This is a genomic window from Pseudomonas sp. ADPe (assembly GCF_014843515.1).
GTDB classification, from domain to species: Bacteria; Pseudomonadota; Gammaproteobacteria; order Pseudomonadales; family Pseudomonadaceae; genus Pseudomonas; species Pseudomonas citronellolis.
The window spans coordinates 1,826,931-1,842,071 of the sequence record NZ_CP062122.1 but is presented as its reverse complement, the minus strand read 5'-3'; the positions used below and the strand labels follow the sequence as shown (position 1 = coordinate 1,842,071).

Below are 15,141 nucleotides of genomic sequence, written 5' to 3'. Positions count from 1 at the left end.
GGCCGGCCGCTGATGGGTATCGCTTCGCTCAACCCATCCTACGGGGCATGGGTGGGCTTCAGTGGGTGAGGATCTTGGCGAGGAACTGCCGGGCGCGCTCGGAGCGGGCTTCCAGGTCGCCGAAGAACTCTTCCTTGGCGCAGTCTTCGACGATCTGCCCGCGGTCCATGAAGATCACCCGGTCGGCCACCTTGCGGGCGAAGCCCATCTCGTGGGTCACGCACATCATGGTCATGCCTTCCTGGGCCAGCTGGACCATCACGTCGAGCACCTCGTTGACCATCTCCGGATCCAGCGCCGAGGTGGGTTCGTCGAACAGCATCACGATCGGGTCCATGGCCAGGGCGCGGGCGATGGCCACGCGCTGCTGCTGGCCGCCGGAAAGCTGGCCGGGGTGCTTGTGGGCGTGGGCCTTGAGGCCGACGCGGTCGAGCAGCGCCAGGCCCTTCTCGGTGGCCTCGTCCTTGCCGCGGCCGAGCACCTTGACCTGGGCGATGGTCAGGTTCTCGGTGATGGTCAGGTGCGGGAACAGCTCGAAGTGCTGGAACACCATGCCCACCCGCGAGCGCAGCTTCGGCAGGTTGGTCCTGGGATCGGCGATGGAAGTGCCGTCGACCACGATGTCGCCCTTCTGGAACGGCTCCAGGGCGTTGACGCACTTGATCAGCGTCGACTTGCCCGAGCCGGACGGCCCGCAGACCACCACCACTTCACCCTTGGCGACCGAGGTGCTGCAGTCGGTGAGGACCTGGAAGTCGCCGTACCACTTGTTGACGTTGTCGATGGTGATCATAGGGCTAACCCTTTCTGCAGGCGCTTGACCGCGAAGGAGGCGGTGAAGCTGACGATGAAGTAGACCAGACCGGCGAAGATCAGGAATTCGTGGGGCTGGCCGATGATGTCGCCGCGCGAGCGCGCCGCGTTGAGGAAGTCCATCAGGCCGACGGTGTAGACCAGCGAGGTGTCCTGGAACAGGATGATGCTCTGCTGCAGCAGCAGCGGGGTCATCTTGCGGAACGCCTGGGGCAGGATGATCAGCCGCATGCACTGGCCGTAGGTCATGCCCAGGGCTTGCGCCGCGCCCATCTGGCCCTTGGGGATGGCCTGGATGCCGGCGCGGACGATCTCGCAGAAGTACGCCGCCTCGAACATCACGAAGGCCACCAGGCAACTGGTGAAGGCGCCCACCGGGGTGTCGCTGCCGGTGATCCAGCGCAGGATGTAGGGCACCGCCAGGTAGAACCAGGTGATCACCAGCAGCAGCGGGATGGAGCGGAAGTAGTTGACGTAGAAGCCGGCGAGGTTGCTCAGCAGGCGGTTGTGGGACAGGCGCATCAGCGCCAGCAGGGTGCCCAGCACCACGCCGCCGAGTACGCCCAGGCCGGTCAGCTGCAGGGTCATGGCCATGCCGTCCCACAGGCCCGGCAGCGCCGGGACGATCGAGCCGAAGTCCATCATTTGCCTCCCACGGAAATCAGCCCGGGCAGCGCGACCTTGCGCTCGACCAGGCGCATGAACAGCATCAGGCTCATGTTCAGGGTGAAGTAGATCGCCGTGGCCAGGGTGAAGGCCTCGAACAGGTTGGCGCTGAACTCGGCGGTCTGCTTGGTCTGCGCCAGCAGCTCCATGAGGCCGATCAGCGAGGCCACCGAGGAGTTCTTGAAGATGTTGAGGAACTCCGAGGTCAGCGGCGGGATGATGATGCGCAAGGCCTGCGGCAGCAGCACGTAGCGGTACACCTGCGGCAGGCTGAAGCCCATGGCGCGGCCGGCGGCGACCTGCCCCCCGGGCAGCGCCTGGATGCCGGTGCGCACCTGCTCGCAGACGCGCGCGGCGGTGAACAGGCCCAGGCACACCACGACGCTGACGAAGGCCGAGGTCTCCGGCGCCAGGCCGAGCTTGAACCAGTCCTGCAGCGGCTGCGGCAGCAGGTCCGGGACCAGGAAGTACCAGATGAACAGCTGCACCAGCAGCGGCACGTTGCGGAACAGCTCGACGTAGCCGGTGCCGATGGCCGACAGCCAGCGGTTCGGCACGGTGCGCAGCACGCCCAGCACCAGGCCCAGCGCCAGGGCGAGGAGCCAGGCAGTGAGGGCGACGGCGATGGTCCAGCCCAGGCCGGCGATGTACCAGTCCAGGTAGATCTCGTCGCCGATCCCGGTGGACTTGAAGAACACGCCCCAGTCCCAGTTGTAGTTCATGAAGGTTGCCCTCGATGGCCCCGTGCGGGGCGTCGAAACGGCCGGAACGCGGCGCGCAGGCGCCTGCGCCCGTGGGTGGCGGGCGTGTTCCGGTGGTGGATCGGGAAGGAAGGGGAGGCCGGGAGCGCCGCTGGCGCTCCCGTTCCCCGCCCGGCCGCGCCTCGTGAGCGCGGCGGGGCGCCACCGTTACATCTGCTCGGCAGACTTGTCGGTGGGACTGGCGATCAGCTTCTTGAGCGTGTCGCTCATCGGGAATTCGAGGTTCAGGCCCTTGGGCGGCACCGGCTGGGTGAACCACTTGGCGTAGATGTCGTTGATCTGCCCGGAGGCGAAGGTATCGGCGATGGCCTTGTCGACCACTTTCTTGAAGCCCTCATCGCCCTTGCGCACCATGCAGCCGTAGATTTCATAGGACTGCGGGGTGCCGACCACCGCCCAGTCGTCGGGCTTGCGGGCCTTGGCCATTTCGCCGTAGAGCAGCGCGTCGTCCATCATGAAGGCCACGGCGCGGCCGGATTCGAGCATCAGGAAGGATTCGCCGTGGTCCTTGGCCGAAATGATGTTCATGCCCATCTTCTTCTCGGCGTTCATCGACTTGAGCAGGCGCTCGGAGGTGGTGCCGGCGGTGGTCACCACGTTCTTGCCCTTGAGGTCGGCAAAGTCGTTGATGCCGCTGGTCTTCCTGGTCAGCAGGCGGGTGCCCACCTCGAAGATGCCGAGGGAGAAGTCGACCTGCTTCTGGCGCTCCAGGTTATTGGTGGTGGAGCCGCACTCGATGTCCACGGTGCCGTTCTGCACCAGCGGGATGCGCGTCTGCGAGGTGACCAGGTTGTAGCGCACCTTGAGGTCGGGCATGCCCAGTTCCTGCTTGACCGCTTCCACCACCTTCAGCTGCAGGTCGTGGGAATAGCCCACCGGCTGGCGCGGGTCGTCGGCCAGGTAGGAGAAGGGGATGGAGGCGTCACGGTGGCCGAGGACGATGGTGCCGGAGTCCTTGATCTTCTTCAGGGTGCCGGTGAGTTCCTCGGAAAGGGCCGGAGTGGCGAACAGGGCGGCGACGATGGCCACGCCCAGCACACGGGGTGCGATACGCATTGATGCTTCCTCGACTTGTTCTGGTTGTTGTCGATCCTGCGGCAGGCGTACCCGGCGGCGGGCCCTCCTGGCGGCCGGCGGGCAAGCGCGGCGCTGCCGCATGCTCACGGGAAGCACTGGAGCAGGGACCGTGCCAGTCCCTGGGATTTATTTCAAGTAATTGAATTTAAAGGATTTATATTCAGGGTCGGCGGGCCGTTGGCGAGACGGGTGTTCGGACTGCCGAATAGATGCCGTTCGCGCGTTCGGTTTTCCGAACACGCGCTCCGCTCCCTTGTAGGAGCGCGCCCTGCGCGCGAATCGCGGGCAGGGCCCGCTCCTACGAAGAGCGCTCCAGCGCGGTCTGTAAGGGAGGCAGGGTATTTCACCGTAGGATGGGTTGAGCGAAGCGATACCCATCACCACGACCGCATGGGTTTCGCTGGCTCAACCCATCCTACGAAGGGCATCTCGGCTCAGGCCGCTGGCGTCTGCTGGGCGTCCAGGCGATGGAAGCCGCCCCACTCGCCGCGCTTGAACGGCTGGTCGCGGTCGGCCATGTAGGCGGCGATGCGTTCCAGCATCTGGTGGGTGGGGGCGCGCACGCCGGTCACGCCCTGCAGCGAGGCCAGCAGCAGGACCAGGGCCAGCAGCACGGGCGACAGCGACGGCAGGCGGCGCTGCGTAAGGCAGAGGAAGGCGCCGCTGGCGGCCAGGCCCACGGCCAGCCCGCCGTAGACTTCCGCCGGCGAATGGACGTTGATCTGCAGCCGCGACACGCCCACCAGCACCGCCAGCACGGCGCCGCCGGCCGCGGCGGCCAGGCGCCAGGCGGGGCGGGCGGGCAGCAGCAGGCTGCAGAGCACCGGCAGGACGCTGGCGGCCATCATGCTGTGGCCGGACAGCCCGGTGAAGTTCCAGGCGGGAATACCGATGCCCCAGCCCATGAAGGCCAGCTTGGAGACCAGGGTGACGCCGGCGGCCAGGCCGAACAGCAGCAGCCAGCAGTTGGCGTTGTACGTTTCCCGGCGCAGCAGCAACCAGGCATAGATGAACAGCGCGCAGGGCAGCAGCAGCGAGCTGTCGCCGAAACGGGTGATGAGGTTCCAGAGGGTCATGGGGCTTGCAGGCGGTCCTTCGAGGGGCCGAACCATAGCACAGCGAGGGCTCTGCCATGGGCCTGGCCGATCGGAGGCAGCTCAGGCCGGTTCGTCCTGCTGCGCCGCCTGGTCCTCGCGGCGCAGCAGCTCGCGCTTGCGCTCCAGGCCCCAGCGGTAGCCGCCGCTGCCGCCGTCGGCGGCCACCACCCGGTGGCAGGGCACCAGCAGCCCCACCGGGTTGCTGGCGCAGGCGCGGGCGATGGCCCGGGGATGGCTGTGCAACTGCTCGGCCAGTTCGCCGTAGCGCCGCGTCTGCCCGCTGGGAATCTGCGACAGGGCGCGCCAGACGCGCAGCTGGAAGGCGCTGCCGTGCAGGTCCAGGGGCAGGCCGGCGGCGCGTTCGGGCTGCTCCAGCTGGCGCAGCACCCGGCCCAGCCAGTCGCCCAGGCCGGCGTCGTCGCGCTGCAACTCGGCGGCGGCGAAGCGTTGGCGGAGTTCCGCCTCCAACTGCTCCGGCGCGTCGCCGAACAGCAGGGCGCAGACGCCCCGCGGGCTGGCGGCCAGCAGCACCTGGCCGAGCGGACAGGGGGCGATGGCATAGCGCAGCCGGGTGCCGGCGCCTTTCTGCCGGCGTTGCGCCGGGCTCAGCGCGGTGGGCGCCTCGTAGAGCGCGCGGGTGCCGGAATAGCCCGCCTCCAGGGCGGCATCGAGCACCGAACGCGCCTGCGGCAGGGCGGCGGCCAGGCGCTGCTGGCGGCGGGCCTCGGCCCAGGCCCGCGGCGTCAGGCCGGTACGCGCCTTGAAGGCGCGGGCCAGGTGCGAGGCCGAGAGGCCGATGCGCGCGGCCAGTTCGTCCATGGTCAACGGGCGCTCGGCCTGCTCCAGCAACTGGCAGGCGGCGACGACCAGGGCGTCCAGGCGCTGCGCCGGGCTCTCGCCGTCGGGCGTGCAGCGCTTGCACGGGCGGAAGCCCGCGGCCTCGGCGGCCGCCGCGTCGGCGTGGAAGCGCACGTTGGCGCGGCTTGGCCGCCGCGCCGGGCAGCTCGGCCGGCAATAGACGCCGGTGGAGCGAACGGAAAACACGAAACGCTGGTCGAAGCCGGCGTCACGCTCGCAGACCGCCTGCCAGCAGCGTTCGTCATCGGGAAGTGGGGGCATGGCGCTCTCCAGGGAGGACCGGGTACATGGGGAAATTGTCGGCGTCGCCCGGCGGGCGGGCAATCCGTAATCGCTTTTCAAACTGCCGGCTACGCTTGCAGGAGGTCCGTCGAGAGCCCGCCATGCCCTGCCGCCGACTCCTTAGCCATTGCCTGCTGCTCTGCTTCCTGCTGTGCCCACCGCTGTGGGGCGCGGAACTGGCGCTCAGCGGCCACGAACGCAGCTGGCTGGAGGCCCACCCGACGCTGCGGGTGGGCATTTCCCGCGATGGCTGGCCGCCGTTCGAGATGGTCGACGCCCAGGGCGGGTTCCAGGGCATCAGCGCCGACTACCTGAACCAGGTCGCCCAGCGCCTGGGCCTGCAGTTGCAGACGCAGACCTTCGACGACTGGGCGCAGGTGATCGAAGCGGCGCGCAAGGGCGAGGTCGACCTGCTGCCGACCGTGGCGCGCTCGCCCGAGCGCGAGCGCTTCCTCGCCTTCAGCCAGCCCTACCTGAGCACCAGCAGCCTGATCTTCGCCCGCCGCGACAGCAATGTGCGGGTGCTGGACGACCTCTCCGGCAAGCGCGTGGCCGTGGAGCGCGACTTCGCCGTACACGACCTGCTGCGCACGGCGGTGCCGGGGGTGGCCTTCGTCATCGTCGACGACACCGCCGAAGCCCTCAAGGCCGTGGCTTCCGGGCGCGCCGACGCCTACGTGGGCAATCTCATCTCGACCAACTACCTGATCGGCCAGCTCAACCTGAGCAACCTGGAGGTGCGCGGCGACAGCGGCCTGGACAACAGCCAGGTGCGCTTCGCCGTGCGCCGCGAGCTGGCGCCCCTGGTGCCGCTGCTGGACCGCGCCCTGGCCAGCATCGACGACGGCGAGCAGGAGCGCATCCGCCAGCGCTGGCTGCCGCAGATCGACGCCTTCGACTGGATGCAGCTGCTGCAGGCGGCCTGGCCCTACGTGGCGGGCTTCTTCGCCCTGCTCGCCTTCGTCCTGGTCTGGAACCGCCGCCTGCAGATCCAGGTGGCCGAGCGCGCCCGCGCCGAGGCCGAGGAGCACCGCCAGCGGCGCACCCTGCTGGCGCTGATCAACGCCATCCCCGACCCCATCTGGTTCAAGGACACCGAAGGCCGCTACCTGGGCGCCAACCACGCCTTCGCCGAATGCCTGGGGCTGCCGGCCGAGGACGTGATCGGGCGCAGCGACGCCCAACTGTTCAGCGACGCCGCCAGCGCCGGCCGCGGCGAGCGCGACCGCCAGGCGCTGTCGGCCAGCCAGCCGTTCGCCAGCGAGGGCTGGGTGGTCTACCCGGATGGCCGGCGGGTGCTGTTCGACACCCTGCGCAGCGCCTTCCACGACGACCACGGCGCGCTGCTCGGGCTGGTCGGGGTGAGCCGCGACATCACCGCGCGCAAGGCCACCGAGGAAGCCCTGGCCCAGGCCCGCGACCTGGCCGAGCAGGCGGCGCGGCTGAAGAGCGAGTTCCTGGCCAACGTCAGCCACGAGATCCGCACCCCGCTGAACATCATCATCGGCCTGGCGCACCTGCTCGAACAGACCGCCCTGGACCCGCAGCAGCGCGACTACCTGGGCAAGATCCAGGGCTCGGGCCAGTACCTGCTGGAGCTGATCAGCGACATCCTCGACCTGTCCAAGGTGGAGGCCGGGCGCCTGGAGTTCGAGCACCTGGACTTCGACCTGGAGCGCCTGCTCGGCGAGCTGGTCGACCTGCTGGCGATCCGCGCCGCGGGCAAGGGCCTGAGCCTGGAATGTCACATCGACCCGCGGCTGCCCTCGCACCTGCTGGGCGACTCGCTGCGCCTGCGGCAGATTCTGATGAACTACGGCAACAACGCGCTCAAGTTCACCGAGCACGGCTCCCTGGCGCTGGAGGTGCGCCTGGACATGCAGGCCGGCGACGAGGACTGGCTGTACTTCGGCCTGCGCGACACCGGCATCGGCATCAGCCCGGCGCAGCAGGAACGCCTGTTCGAGTCCTTCCGCCAGGCCGACAACTCCATCACCCGGCGCTACGGCGGCTCCGGTCTGGGGCTGGCGATCTGCAAGCGCCTGGCCGAGGCCATGGGCGGCGAGGTCGGGGTGGAAAGCGAGCCGGACAGGGGCAGCCTGTTCTGGTGCCGCCTGCCCCTGGGCCACGTGGAGGACGCGCGGCCCATCGACCTGTCGCGCATCCTGCGCTCCCCCTCGACGGCGCCGCCGCTGCTGGAGGCGCCAGAACCGGCGGGGCAGCCGGCGGTCGAACTGCCGGCGGCCGAGCGCCAGCAGGCCGAGCAGGTGGTGCGCCGCCTGGCGCACCTGCTGGCCGCCGACGACCCGCGCGCCGGACGACTGGTGGGCGAGCGCGCGGGCCTGCTGCGCAGTATCTTCAATGACGGGTACGACGAAGTCGCGGCGAGCATCCGTCGCTTCGAGTTCGAGCGGGCCCTGGAAAAACTGCTGGTGTTGTCGCGCGAGCGCGACATCCGCATCTGAGCGCAAGAGGGGTGGAACCTTGGACAGCATGCTGGACCGACCGGACCAGGAAGTGATCCTGGTGGTCGACGACCAACCGGACAACCTCATGCTCATGAGCGAGCTGCTCATGGGCCAGTACCAGGTGCGCGTCGCCGGCAGCGGCGCCAAGGCCCTGCGCCTGGCCGCCAGCGAGCCGCGGCCGGACCTGGTGCTGCTCGACATCATGATGCCGGAGATGGACGGCTACGAAGTCTGCCGCCAGCTCAAGGCCGACCCGCTGACCGCCGAGATCCCGGTGATCTTCCTCACCGGCATGGTCAGCACCGCCGACGAGCAGCGCGGCCTGGACCTGGGCGCGGTGGACTACATCACCAAGCCGATCAGCCCGCCGGTGACCCTGGCGCGCATCCGCGCGCACCTCAAGCTCAAGGCCAACGCCGACTTCCTGCGCGACAAGAGCGAATACCTGGAGCTGGAAGTGCGCCGCCGCAGCCGCGAACTGCAGGCCGCCCAGGACGCCACCCTGGAGGCCATGGCCACCCTCTGCGACCTGCGCGACAACCCGCACAGCCGCCACCTGCTGCGCATCGAGCAGTACATGCGCCTGCTCGCCGACGCCCTGGCCCGGCGCGAAGGCGAGGCCGGCGGCCTGGACCTGGAGCAGATCGAACTGCTGGCGCGCTCGGCGCAGCTGCATGACATCGGCAAGGTGGCGGTGCCCGACCGCGTGCTGCTCAACCCCGGCCAGCTCAGTCCCGAGGACCAGTTGCTGATGCAGAGCCACACGCGCATCGGCCATGACGCCCTGGCCGCCGCCGAACGCCGCCTGGGCAGCCCGGCGGAATTCCTGCGCTACGCCAAGGAAATCGCCTACGGCCACCACGAACGCTGGGACGGCAGCGGCTACCCGCGGGGCCTGCGCGGCGAGCAGATTCCGCTGTCGGCACGGTTGCTGGCGCTGATCGACTGCTACGACGAGCTGACCAGCCGCCATCCCTACCACGCGACCTTGTCGCCGGATGAGGCCCGCCAGCAGATCCTCGCCGCCAGCGGCAGCCACTTCGACCCGCAGGTGGTGGAGGCCTTCGCCGAGGTCGCCGACGGCTTCGCCGCCATCGCCATCCGCTACGCCGACGACGCCCAGGCCCTGGGCAGCGAGATCGAGCGCATGGCCGACGCCCTGGGCGAAAGCATCGAAATGACCACGACGCCACCATGATTCCGGCGGTCGGTGCTGGGCGTCACCCGGCGCATGTCGTATAAGGAGCGGCTGCGGCCGCTTGGGCCGGACAAGAACGACGACGGAGCCTGATGAAGACACCCAAACGCATAGAGCCGCTGATCGAGGACGGCCTGGTTGACGAAGTCATACGCCCGCTGATGAGCGGCAAGGAAGCGGCGGTCTACGTGGTGCGCTGCGGCGAGCAGCTGCGCTGCGCCAAGGTCTACAAGGAGGCCAACAAACGCAGTTTCCGCCAGGCCGCGGAATACCAGGAGGGCCGCAAGGTGCGCAATAGCCGCCAGGCCCGGGCCATGGCCAAGGGCTCGCGCTACGGCCGGCGCGAGCAGGAGGAGGCCTGGCAGAACGCCGAGGTGGCGGCGCTGTTCCGCCTGGCCAACGCCGGGGTGCGGGTGCCCAAGCCCTACGACTTCCTCGATGGCGTGCTGCTGATGGAAATGGTCGCCGACGAATACGGCGAGGCCGCGCCGCGCCTCAACGACGTGGTGCTGGAGCCGGAGCAGGCGCGCGAGTACCACGATTTCCTCATCCGCCAGATCGTCATGATGCTCTGCGCCGGGCTGGTGCACGGCGACCTCTCGGAGTTCAACGTGCTGCTCGGCCCCGACGGCCCGGTGATCATCGACCTGCCCCAGGCGGTGGACGCGGCGGCCAACAACCATGCCTTCCGCATGCTCGAACGCGACGTCGGCAACATGGCCGCCTACTTCGGCCAGTTCGCCCCGGAGCTCAAGGACACCCGCTACGCCAAGGAAATGTGGGCGCTGTTCGAAGACGGCAAGCTGCAGCCGGACACCCCGCTGACCGGCCACTTCGACGAGCCGGAAGAGGAAGCCGACGTCGATGCGGTGATGCGCGAGATCGCCGCCGCCCTGCGCGAGCAGGAGCGCCGCGAGGCGGCCCGCGCCGAGCAGGATGGCCCGCCGCGCGCCGAGGAGCCGCCACCGCCGCCGTGGCTGCAGTGAGCCCGCAGGCGGCGCGCCTGATCGCGCTGCTCGCCGCCTGTCCGCAACGCCTGGGCCTGCTGCGCGCCCTGCGCGACTACGGCCCGCCCGGCGCCTGGATCGGCGCCGGCGTCGTGCGCAACACCGTCTGGGACCACCTGCACGGACTTGCGCCCGGCCCGCTGGCGGACGTGGACGTGCTGTACTTCGACGCCCGCTGCCTGCAGGCCGAGGCCGACGCAGCCTTCGAGCGACGCCTGGCCCGGGCCTGCCCGCAGGCGCCCTGGTCGGTGCGCAACCAGGCGCGCATGCACCTGCGCAACGGCGATGCGCCCTATGCGGACGTCGCCGACGCCATGCGCCACTGGCCGGAAGTCTGCACCGCGGTGGCGGTGCGCCTCGCCGACCAGGGCCTGGAGCTGCTGGCGCCGCTGGGCCTGGACGACCTGTTCGAACTGCGCGTTCGCCCCACCGAGCATTTCCGCGGCAAGCCCGAGGTCTACCGCCAGCGCCTGCGGGGCAAGGACTGGACGCGGCGCTGGCCGCAGTTGCGCATCGAACTGTCCTGATGCATTTGCGCGGCAACTGTGTACATACAGCCCGCCGCGGCCCTGCTAGCGTGGCCCGATCCCACCCGGAAGCACCGCCATGCCCTTGCCGCACGTCCTCCTCGCCCTGCTGGTCACGCTGATCTGGGGCGTCAACTTCGTCATCATCAAGGTCGGCCTGCACGACTTCCCGCCGCTGCTGTTCTGCGCCCTGCGCTTTGCCCTGGCGGCGCTGCCGCTGGTATTCCTGCGCGGGCCGCTGCCGGCGCCGTTCTGGCGCATCGTGCAGATCGGCGTGCTGCTGGGGGTGGTCAAGTTCGGCCTGCTGTTCGTCGGTATGCACCTGGGCATGCCCGCCGGCCTGTCGTCCCTGGTGCTGCAGAGCCAGGTGTTCTTCACCGTGCTGATCGCCGCCGCCTTCCTCGGCGAACGCCCCAGCGCCCGCGCCCTGGCCGGCCTCGCCCTGGCCGCCGGCGGCCTGCTGCTGATCGGCCTGGAACGCCCCCTGGGCGACAGCCTGCTGGCCTTCGCCCTGGTGATGGCCGCGGCCCTGGCCTGGGCCTTCTCCAACATCGCCACCAAGCGCTCCGGGGCCAGCGACATGCTGCGCCTGATCAGCTGGGTGAGCCTGATCCCGCCGTTGCCGCTGCTGGTCCTGTCGTGGATTTTCGAAGGCCCGCAAGCCATCTCGACGGCGCTGACCGGCATCAGCTGGGAAGGCATGGGCGCGCTGCTGTACATCGCCTTCCTCGCCACCACCGTGGGCTTCGGCCTGTGGAGCTTCCTGCTGCGCCGCTACCCGGCCAGCCAGGTCACCCCCTTCGCCCTGGCGGTGCCGGTCTCCGGCCTGCTGTCCGGCTGGCTGCTGCTGGGCGAACGACTCACCGCCCAGGACTGGCTGGCCTGCGCGCTGGTCTTCGTGGGGCTGGCGGTGACGGTGCTGCCGGCGTCGCTGTGGCGGCGTGGGGTGGTGGCGCAGGTGCGTGGCTGACCTTGGTTCAGGGCCAGGCCTTATGGTGATGGTGTGGTGAGGTTGCTCTGGTGCTGGCCCTGAAGAGCGCCCTCTCCCTAACCCTCTCCCTGAAGGGAGAGGGGACCGTTCGGTGCGATCTGGTTTTCCCGAGTCAGCCGGCAAGCGCGGTGGTTTCCGGCTGAAACCATGCCTGCTCTCGGCACGGCCTAGCCCCCTCTCCCTTCAGGGAGAGGGCTGGGGAGAGGGAGCGGAGTCAATCCGAAACACAGCTGCTGCCGGTAAACACCGTTCGCGAGCAAGCTCGCTCCTACGGGGAAATGCTGTGCTTCATGTGGACGTAGGGCGAATAACGCGAAGCGTTATCCGCCGATCGGATGGCCATGGAGTTCAGGATGGCGGCGTATAACCGCGAACGGTTATACGCCCTACCGCCGATCAACCATAGGAGGAACGCCGTCGTAGGATGGGTTGAGCGAAGCGATACCCATCGCCGCGACCGCATGGGTTTCGCAAGCTCAACCCATCCTACGAAGAGCACCTCGGCGCAGCCGGCAAGGCCGTTGGGACAGCAGAGGGACTTCAATGACAACAACTCCCCGACTCCAGGTCCTTGAGGATCGGGCAGTCCGGGCGGTGGTCGCCCTGGCAGTGGTCGTGGAGTTCCTGCAGGGTGTCGCGCAGGGCGCTGAGTTCGGCGATCTTGCGTTCCAGTTCGGCGATGTGCTGGCCGGTCAGGGCCTTGACGTCGGCGCTGGCGCGCTGGCGGTCCTGCCAGAGGGCTAGCAGGCGGCCGACTTCTTCCAGGGAGAAGCCGAAGTCCCGCGAGCGGCGGATGAAGGCCAGGCGGTGCAGGTCCTGCTCGCTGTAGTGGCGGTAGCCGCTGGCGCTGCGGCCGGCCGGGGCGAGCAGGCCGATGGATTCGTAGTAGCGGATCATCTTCGCCGACAGACCGCTCTTCTTCGCCGCTTCACCGATGTTCATCGCCGTCTCCCTTTGCGTTGGCGTCGTGCGCCGGTTTCCAGCGCTTGAGCAGCAGGGCGTTGCTCACCACGCTGACGCTGGAGGCGGCCATGGCGGCGCCGGCGACCATCGGGTTGAGCAGGCCGAAGGCGGCCAGGGGCACGCCGACCAGGTTGTAGATGAAGGCCCAGAACAGGTTCTGGCGGATTTTCGCGTAGGTGCGCCGGGCGATGTCCAGGGCTTCGGGGACCAGCCGCGGGTCGCCGCGCATCAGGGTGATGCCGGCGGCGTGCATGGCCACGTCGGTGCCGCCGCCCATGGCGATGCCGACGTCCGCCGCGGCCAGCGCCGGGGCGTCGTTGATGCCGTCGCCGACCATCGCCACCACCTTGCCGCCGCTCTTGAGTTGCGCCACCACCGCGGCCTTGTCCGCCGGCAGCACTTCGGCATGGACGTCGTCCAGGCCCAGCGCCTCGGCCACCACCCGCGCGCTGCCGCGGTTGTCGCCGGTGATCAGGTGGCTGCCGATGCCGCGCTCGCGCAATGCCCGTACCGCCTCGGCGGCGCCGGGCTTGAGGCTGTCGCCGAAGGCGAACAGGCCGAGCAGGCGCGGCTGCGGCTGCAGTTCCAGCAGCCAGGACAGGGTGCGGCCCTGGCCTTCCCATTCCGTGGCCTTGTCCTGCAGTTCGCCGGCGGCCAGGCCCTGTTCGTCGAGCAGGCGGCGGTTGCCCAGGGCCAGCAGGCGCTCGCCGACCTGACCCTGGATGCCGCGCCCGGCCAGGGCCTGGCTGTGGCTCACGATGGGCACGCGCAGGTGCTGCTCGGCGCAGGCGCCGAGCACCGCCTTGGCCAGCGGATGCTCGCTTCCGCGCTGCAGGGCGCCGGCCAGGGCCAGGGCTGCGTCGGGCTCGCCTTCGGCCACGGCGAAGTGGACCAGGCTGGGCGTGCCCGAGGTGAGGGTGCCGGTCTTGTCGAAGGCCACGGCGCTCACCGCGTGGGCCACTTCCAGGGCCTCGGCGTCCTTGATCAGGATGCCGTGGCGTGCGGCCACGCCGGTGCCGGCCATGATCGCCGTCGGCGTGGCCAGGCCCAGGGCGCAGGGACAGGCGATGACCAGCACGGCCACCGCGTTGATCAACGCGGTTTCCACGCCGGCGCCGGCCAGCAGCCAGCCGGCCAGGGTGACCAGGGCGATGCCGATCACTACCGGGACGAAGACGTTGCTGACCTTGTCCACCAGCTTCTGGATCGGCGCCTTGGCCGCCTGGGCGTCTTCCACCAGGCGGATGATGCGCGCCAGCACGGTTTCCCCGCCCAGGGCGGTGGCGCGGATGGTCAGCAGGCCCTCGCCGTTGATGGCCCCGCCGGTCACCTTGTCGCCCGGGGCCTTGGGCACCGGCAGGCTTTCCCCGGTGATCAGCGCCTCGTCGGCGTGGCTGCGGCCGTCGAGCACCTTGCCGTCCACCGGGAAGCGCTCGCCGGGGCGCACCAGCAGTTCGTCGCCCAGGCTCAGCTCGGCGATGGCGACGTCTTCCTCGTGGCCGTCGCGGATGCGCGTGGCGCGTTCCGGGCGTAGCGCCTCCAGGGCGCGAATGGCCGTGGCGGTCTGGCGCTTGGCGCGGCTTTCCAGGTACTTGCCGAGGAGGATCAGGGCGATCACCACGGCGCTGGCCTCGAAATAAAGGTGCGGCATGGCGCCGGGGGCGGCGCTCAGCCACAGGTACAGGCTCAGGCCATAGCCGGCGCTGGTGCCCAGGGCCACCAGCAGGTCCATGTTGCCGCTGCGGGCGCGCACCGCCTTCCACGCCGAGACATAGAAGCGCGCGCCGATGATGAATTGCACCGGGGTGGCCAGGGCGAACTGCACCCAGGCCGGCAGCATCCAGTGCAGCCCGGCCCATTCGGCGAACATCGGCAGCACCAGGGGCACGGCCAGGACGATGGCCGCCAGCAGGAACCAGCGCTCGCGGGCCAGGCGCGTCAGGGCCGGGTCCTCGGCCGGGCGCTCGGCCTGCAGCAGGCGGGCGTGGTAGCCGGCCCTGTCCACCGCGGCGATGAGGGTGGCCGGGTCCACCGGGCCGAGCAGGTCCAGGCGGGCGCGCTCGCTGGCCAGGTTGACGCTGGCCTCGCGTACCCCGGGGACCTTCTTCAGCGCGCGCTCGACGCGGCCCACGCAACTGGCGCAGGTCATGCCGTCGATGGCCAGCTCCAGGCTGTGGCTGGGTACCTGGTAGCCAGCGTTCTCCACCGCGGCCACCAGGGCCGGCAGCTGTTCGGGCGAGTCGACGCTCACCCGCGCCTGCTCGCTGGCCAGGTTGACGCTGGCCGCGAGCACCCCGGGCACCTTCTTCAGGGCGCGTTCGACGCGGCCGACGCAGGATGCGCAGGTCATGCCGGTCACCGGCAGGTCGAGCTCGATGGGGCTGTTCATGGACGATCCTCCTGATGTCCGCCGCCCGCTTACTGCGGGCGCGG

General features: G+C 69.7%; 13 protein-coding genes. 5 read left to right on the top strand and 8 right to left on the bottom strand.

The genetic code is table 11. The annotated features are described in order from the left end of the window. Positions 1-58: 58 nt before the first annotated feature. From IG194_RS08340 to ada, 6 genes are all read right to left on the bottom strand, one after another. A complete protein-coding gene (locus IG194_RS08340; protein ID WP_058070655.1) occupies positions 59-793 on the bottom strand; it encodes an amino acid ABC transporter ATP-binding protein in 735 nt (244 codons plus the stop codon). After that, on the bottom strand, positions 790-1,458 hold the full coding sequence (locus tag IG194_RS08335) for an amino acid ABC transporter permease (RefSeq protein WP_173427889.1): 669 nt from the start codon (positions 1,456-1,458) through the stop codon (positions 790-792). Before IG194_RS08335 ends, IG194_RS08340 begins: the two co-directional genes overlap by 4 nt. Continuing rightward, positions 1,455-2,201, bottom strand: a complete 747-nt coding sequence (locus IG194_RS08330; RefSeq protein WP_009616001.1) for an amino acid ABC transporter permease — start codon at positions 2,199-2,201, stop codon at positions 1,455-1,457. Before IG194_RS08330 ends, IG194_RS08335 begins: the two co-directional genes overlap by 4 nt. A gap of 186 nt (positions 2,202-2,387) precedes the next feature. After that, positions 2,388-3,296 (bottom strand): glutamate/aspartate ABC transporter substrate-binding protein, encoded by a 909-nt coding sequence (locus IG194_RS08325; protein ID WP_009616002.1) that lies wholly within the window; start codon positions 3,294-3,296, stop codon positions 2,388-2,390. 455 nt (positions 3,297-3,751) lie between these two features. Beyond that, on the bottom strand, positions 3,752-4,393 hold the full coding sequence (locus IG194_RS08320) for a phosphatase PAP2 family protein (protein ID WP_058487412.1): 642 nt from the start codon (positions 4,391-4,393) through the stop codon (positions 3,752-3,754). Positions 4,394-4,474: 81 nt separating this feature from the next. Beyond that, positions 4,475-5,533 (bottom strand): bifunctional DNA-binding transcriptional regulator/O6-methylguanine-DNA methyltransferase Ada, encoded by a 1,059-nt coding sequence (gene ada, locus IG194_RS08315; RefSeq protein ID WP_058487411.1) that lies wholly within the window; start codon positions 5,531-5,533, stop codon positions 4,475-4,477. 122 nt (positions 5,534-5,655) lie between these two features. Between ada and IG194_RS08310 the strand changes: the two genes are divergently transcribed. The 5 genes from IG194_RS08310 (at position 5,656) to IG194_RS08290 (ending at position 11,724) form a co-directional block, all read left to right on the top strand. Further along, entirely contained in the window at positions 5,656-8,019 is a 2,364-nt protein-coding gene (locus tag IG194_RS08310) for an ATP-binding protein (RefSeq protein WP_058487410.1), read from the top strand. Between the two features lie 19 nt (positions 8,020-8,038). Beyond that, entirely contained in the window at positions 8,039-9,220 is a 1,182-nt protein-coding gene (locus tag IG194_RS08305; protein ID WP_043273188.1) for a two-component system response regulator, read from the top strand. A 92-nt stretch (positions 9,221-9,312) separates the two neighbouring features. Then, on the top strand, positions 9,313-10,206 hold the full coding sequence (locus IG194_RS08300) for a PA4780 family RIO1-like protein kinase (protein WP_009616007.1): 894 nt from the start codon (positions 9,313-9,315) through the stop codon (positions 10,204-10,206). Continuing rightward, positions 10,203-10,754, top strand: coding sequence for a nucleotidyltransferase family protein (locus IG194_RS08295; RefSeq protein WP_058487409.1), 552 nt, complete (start codon positions 10,203-10,205; stop codon positions 10,752-10,754). Before IG194_RS08300 ends, IG194_RS08295 begins: the two co-directional genes overlap by 4 nt. A 79-nt stretch (positions 10,755-10,833) precedes the next feature. After that, complete coding sequence (locus IG194_RS08290; RefSeq protein WP_058487408.1) at positions 10,834-11,724, top strand: EamA family transporter; 891 nt, start codon at positions 10,834-10,836, stop codon at positions 11,722-11,724. A gap of 561 nt (positions 11,725-12,285) precedes the next feature. Here IG194_RS08290 and cueR read toward each other — a convergent pair. Next, positions 12,286-12,687, bottom strand: a complete 402-nt coding sequence (gene cueR, locus IG194_RS08285; RefSeq protein WP_009616010.1) for a Cu(I)-responsive transcriptional regulator — start codon at positions 12,685-12,687, stop codon at positions 12,286-12,288. Beyond that, the gene (locus tag IG194_RS08280; RefSeq protein ID WP_058487407.1) at positions 12,674-15,097 is read right to left on the bottom strand and encodes a heavy metal translocating P-type ATPase; all 2,424 of its coding nucleotides are present in this window, start codon (positions 15,095-15,097) and stop codon (positions 12,674-12,676) included. Before IG194_RS08280 ends, cueR begins: the two co-directional genes overlap by 14 nt. Positions 15,098-15,141 lie beyond the last annotated feature (44 nt).

Excerpts from the sequence above, each read along its gene's own strand:
- IG194_RS08330 (WP_009616001.1), bottom strand. The coding sequence starts at position 2,201 with ATGAACTACAACTGGGACTGGGGCGTGTTCTTCAAGTCCACCGGGATC.
- IG194_RS08280 (WP_058487407.1), bottom strand. The coding sequence starts at position 15,097 with ATGAACAGCCCCATCGAGCTCGACCTGCCGGTGACCGGCATGACCTGC.
- IG194_RS08325 (WP_009616002.1), bottom strand. The coding sequence starts at position 3,296 with ATGCGTATCGCACCCCGTGTGCTGGGCGTGGCCATCGTCGCCGCCCTG.
- IG194_RS08290 (WP_058487408.1), top strand. The coding sequence starts at position 10,834 with ATGCCCTTGCCGCACGTCCTCCTCGCCCTGCTGGTCACGCTGATCTGG.
- IG194_RS08340 (WP_058070655.1), bottom strand. The coding sequence starts at position 793 with ATGATCACCATCGACAACGTCAACAAGTGGTACGGCGACTTCCAGGTC.
- cueR (WP_009616010.1), bottom strand. The coding sequence starts at position 12,687 with ATGAACATCGGTGAAGCGGCGAAGAAGAGCGGTCTGTCGGCGAAGATG.
- IG194_RS08300 (WP_009616007.1), top strand. The coding sequence starts at position 9,313 with ATGAAGACACCCAAACGCATAGAGCCGCTGATCGAGGACGGCCTGGTT.
- ada (WP_058487411.1), bottom strand. The coding sequence starts at position 5,533 with ATGCCCCCACTTCCCGATGACGAACGCTGCTGGCAGGCGGTCTGCGAG.
- IG194_RS08335 (WP_173427889.1), bottom strand. The coding sequence starts at position 1,458 with ATGATGGACTTCGGCTCGATCGTCCCGGCGCTGCCGGGCCTGTGGGAC.
- IG194_RS08320 (WP_058487412.1), bottom strand. The coding sequence starts at position 4,393 with ATGACCCTCTGGAACCTCATCACCCGTTTCGGCGACAGCTCGCTGCTG.
- IG194_RS08310 (WP_058487410.1), top strand. The coding sequence starts at position 5,656 with ATGCCCTGCCGCCGACTCCTTAGCCATTGCCTGCTGCTCTGCTTCCTG.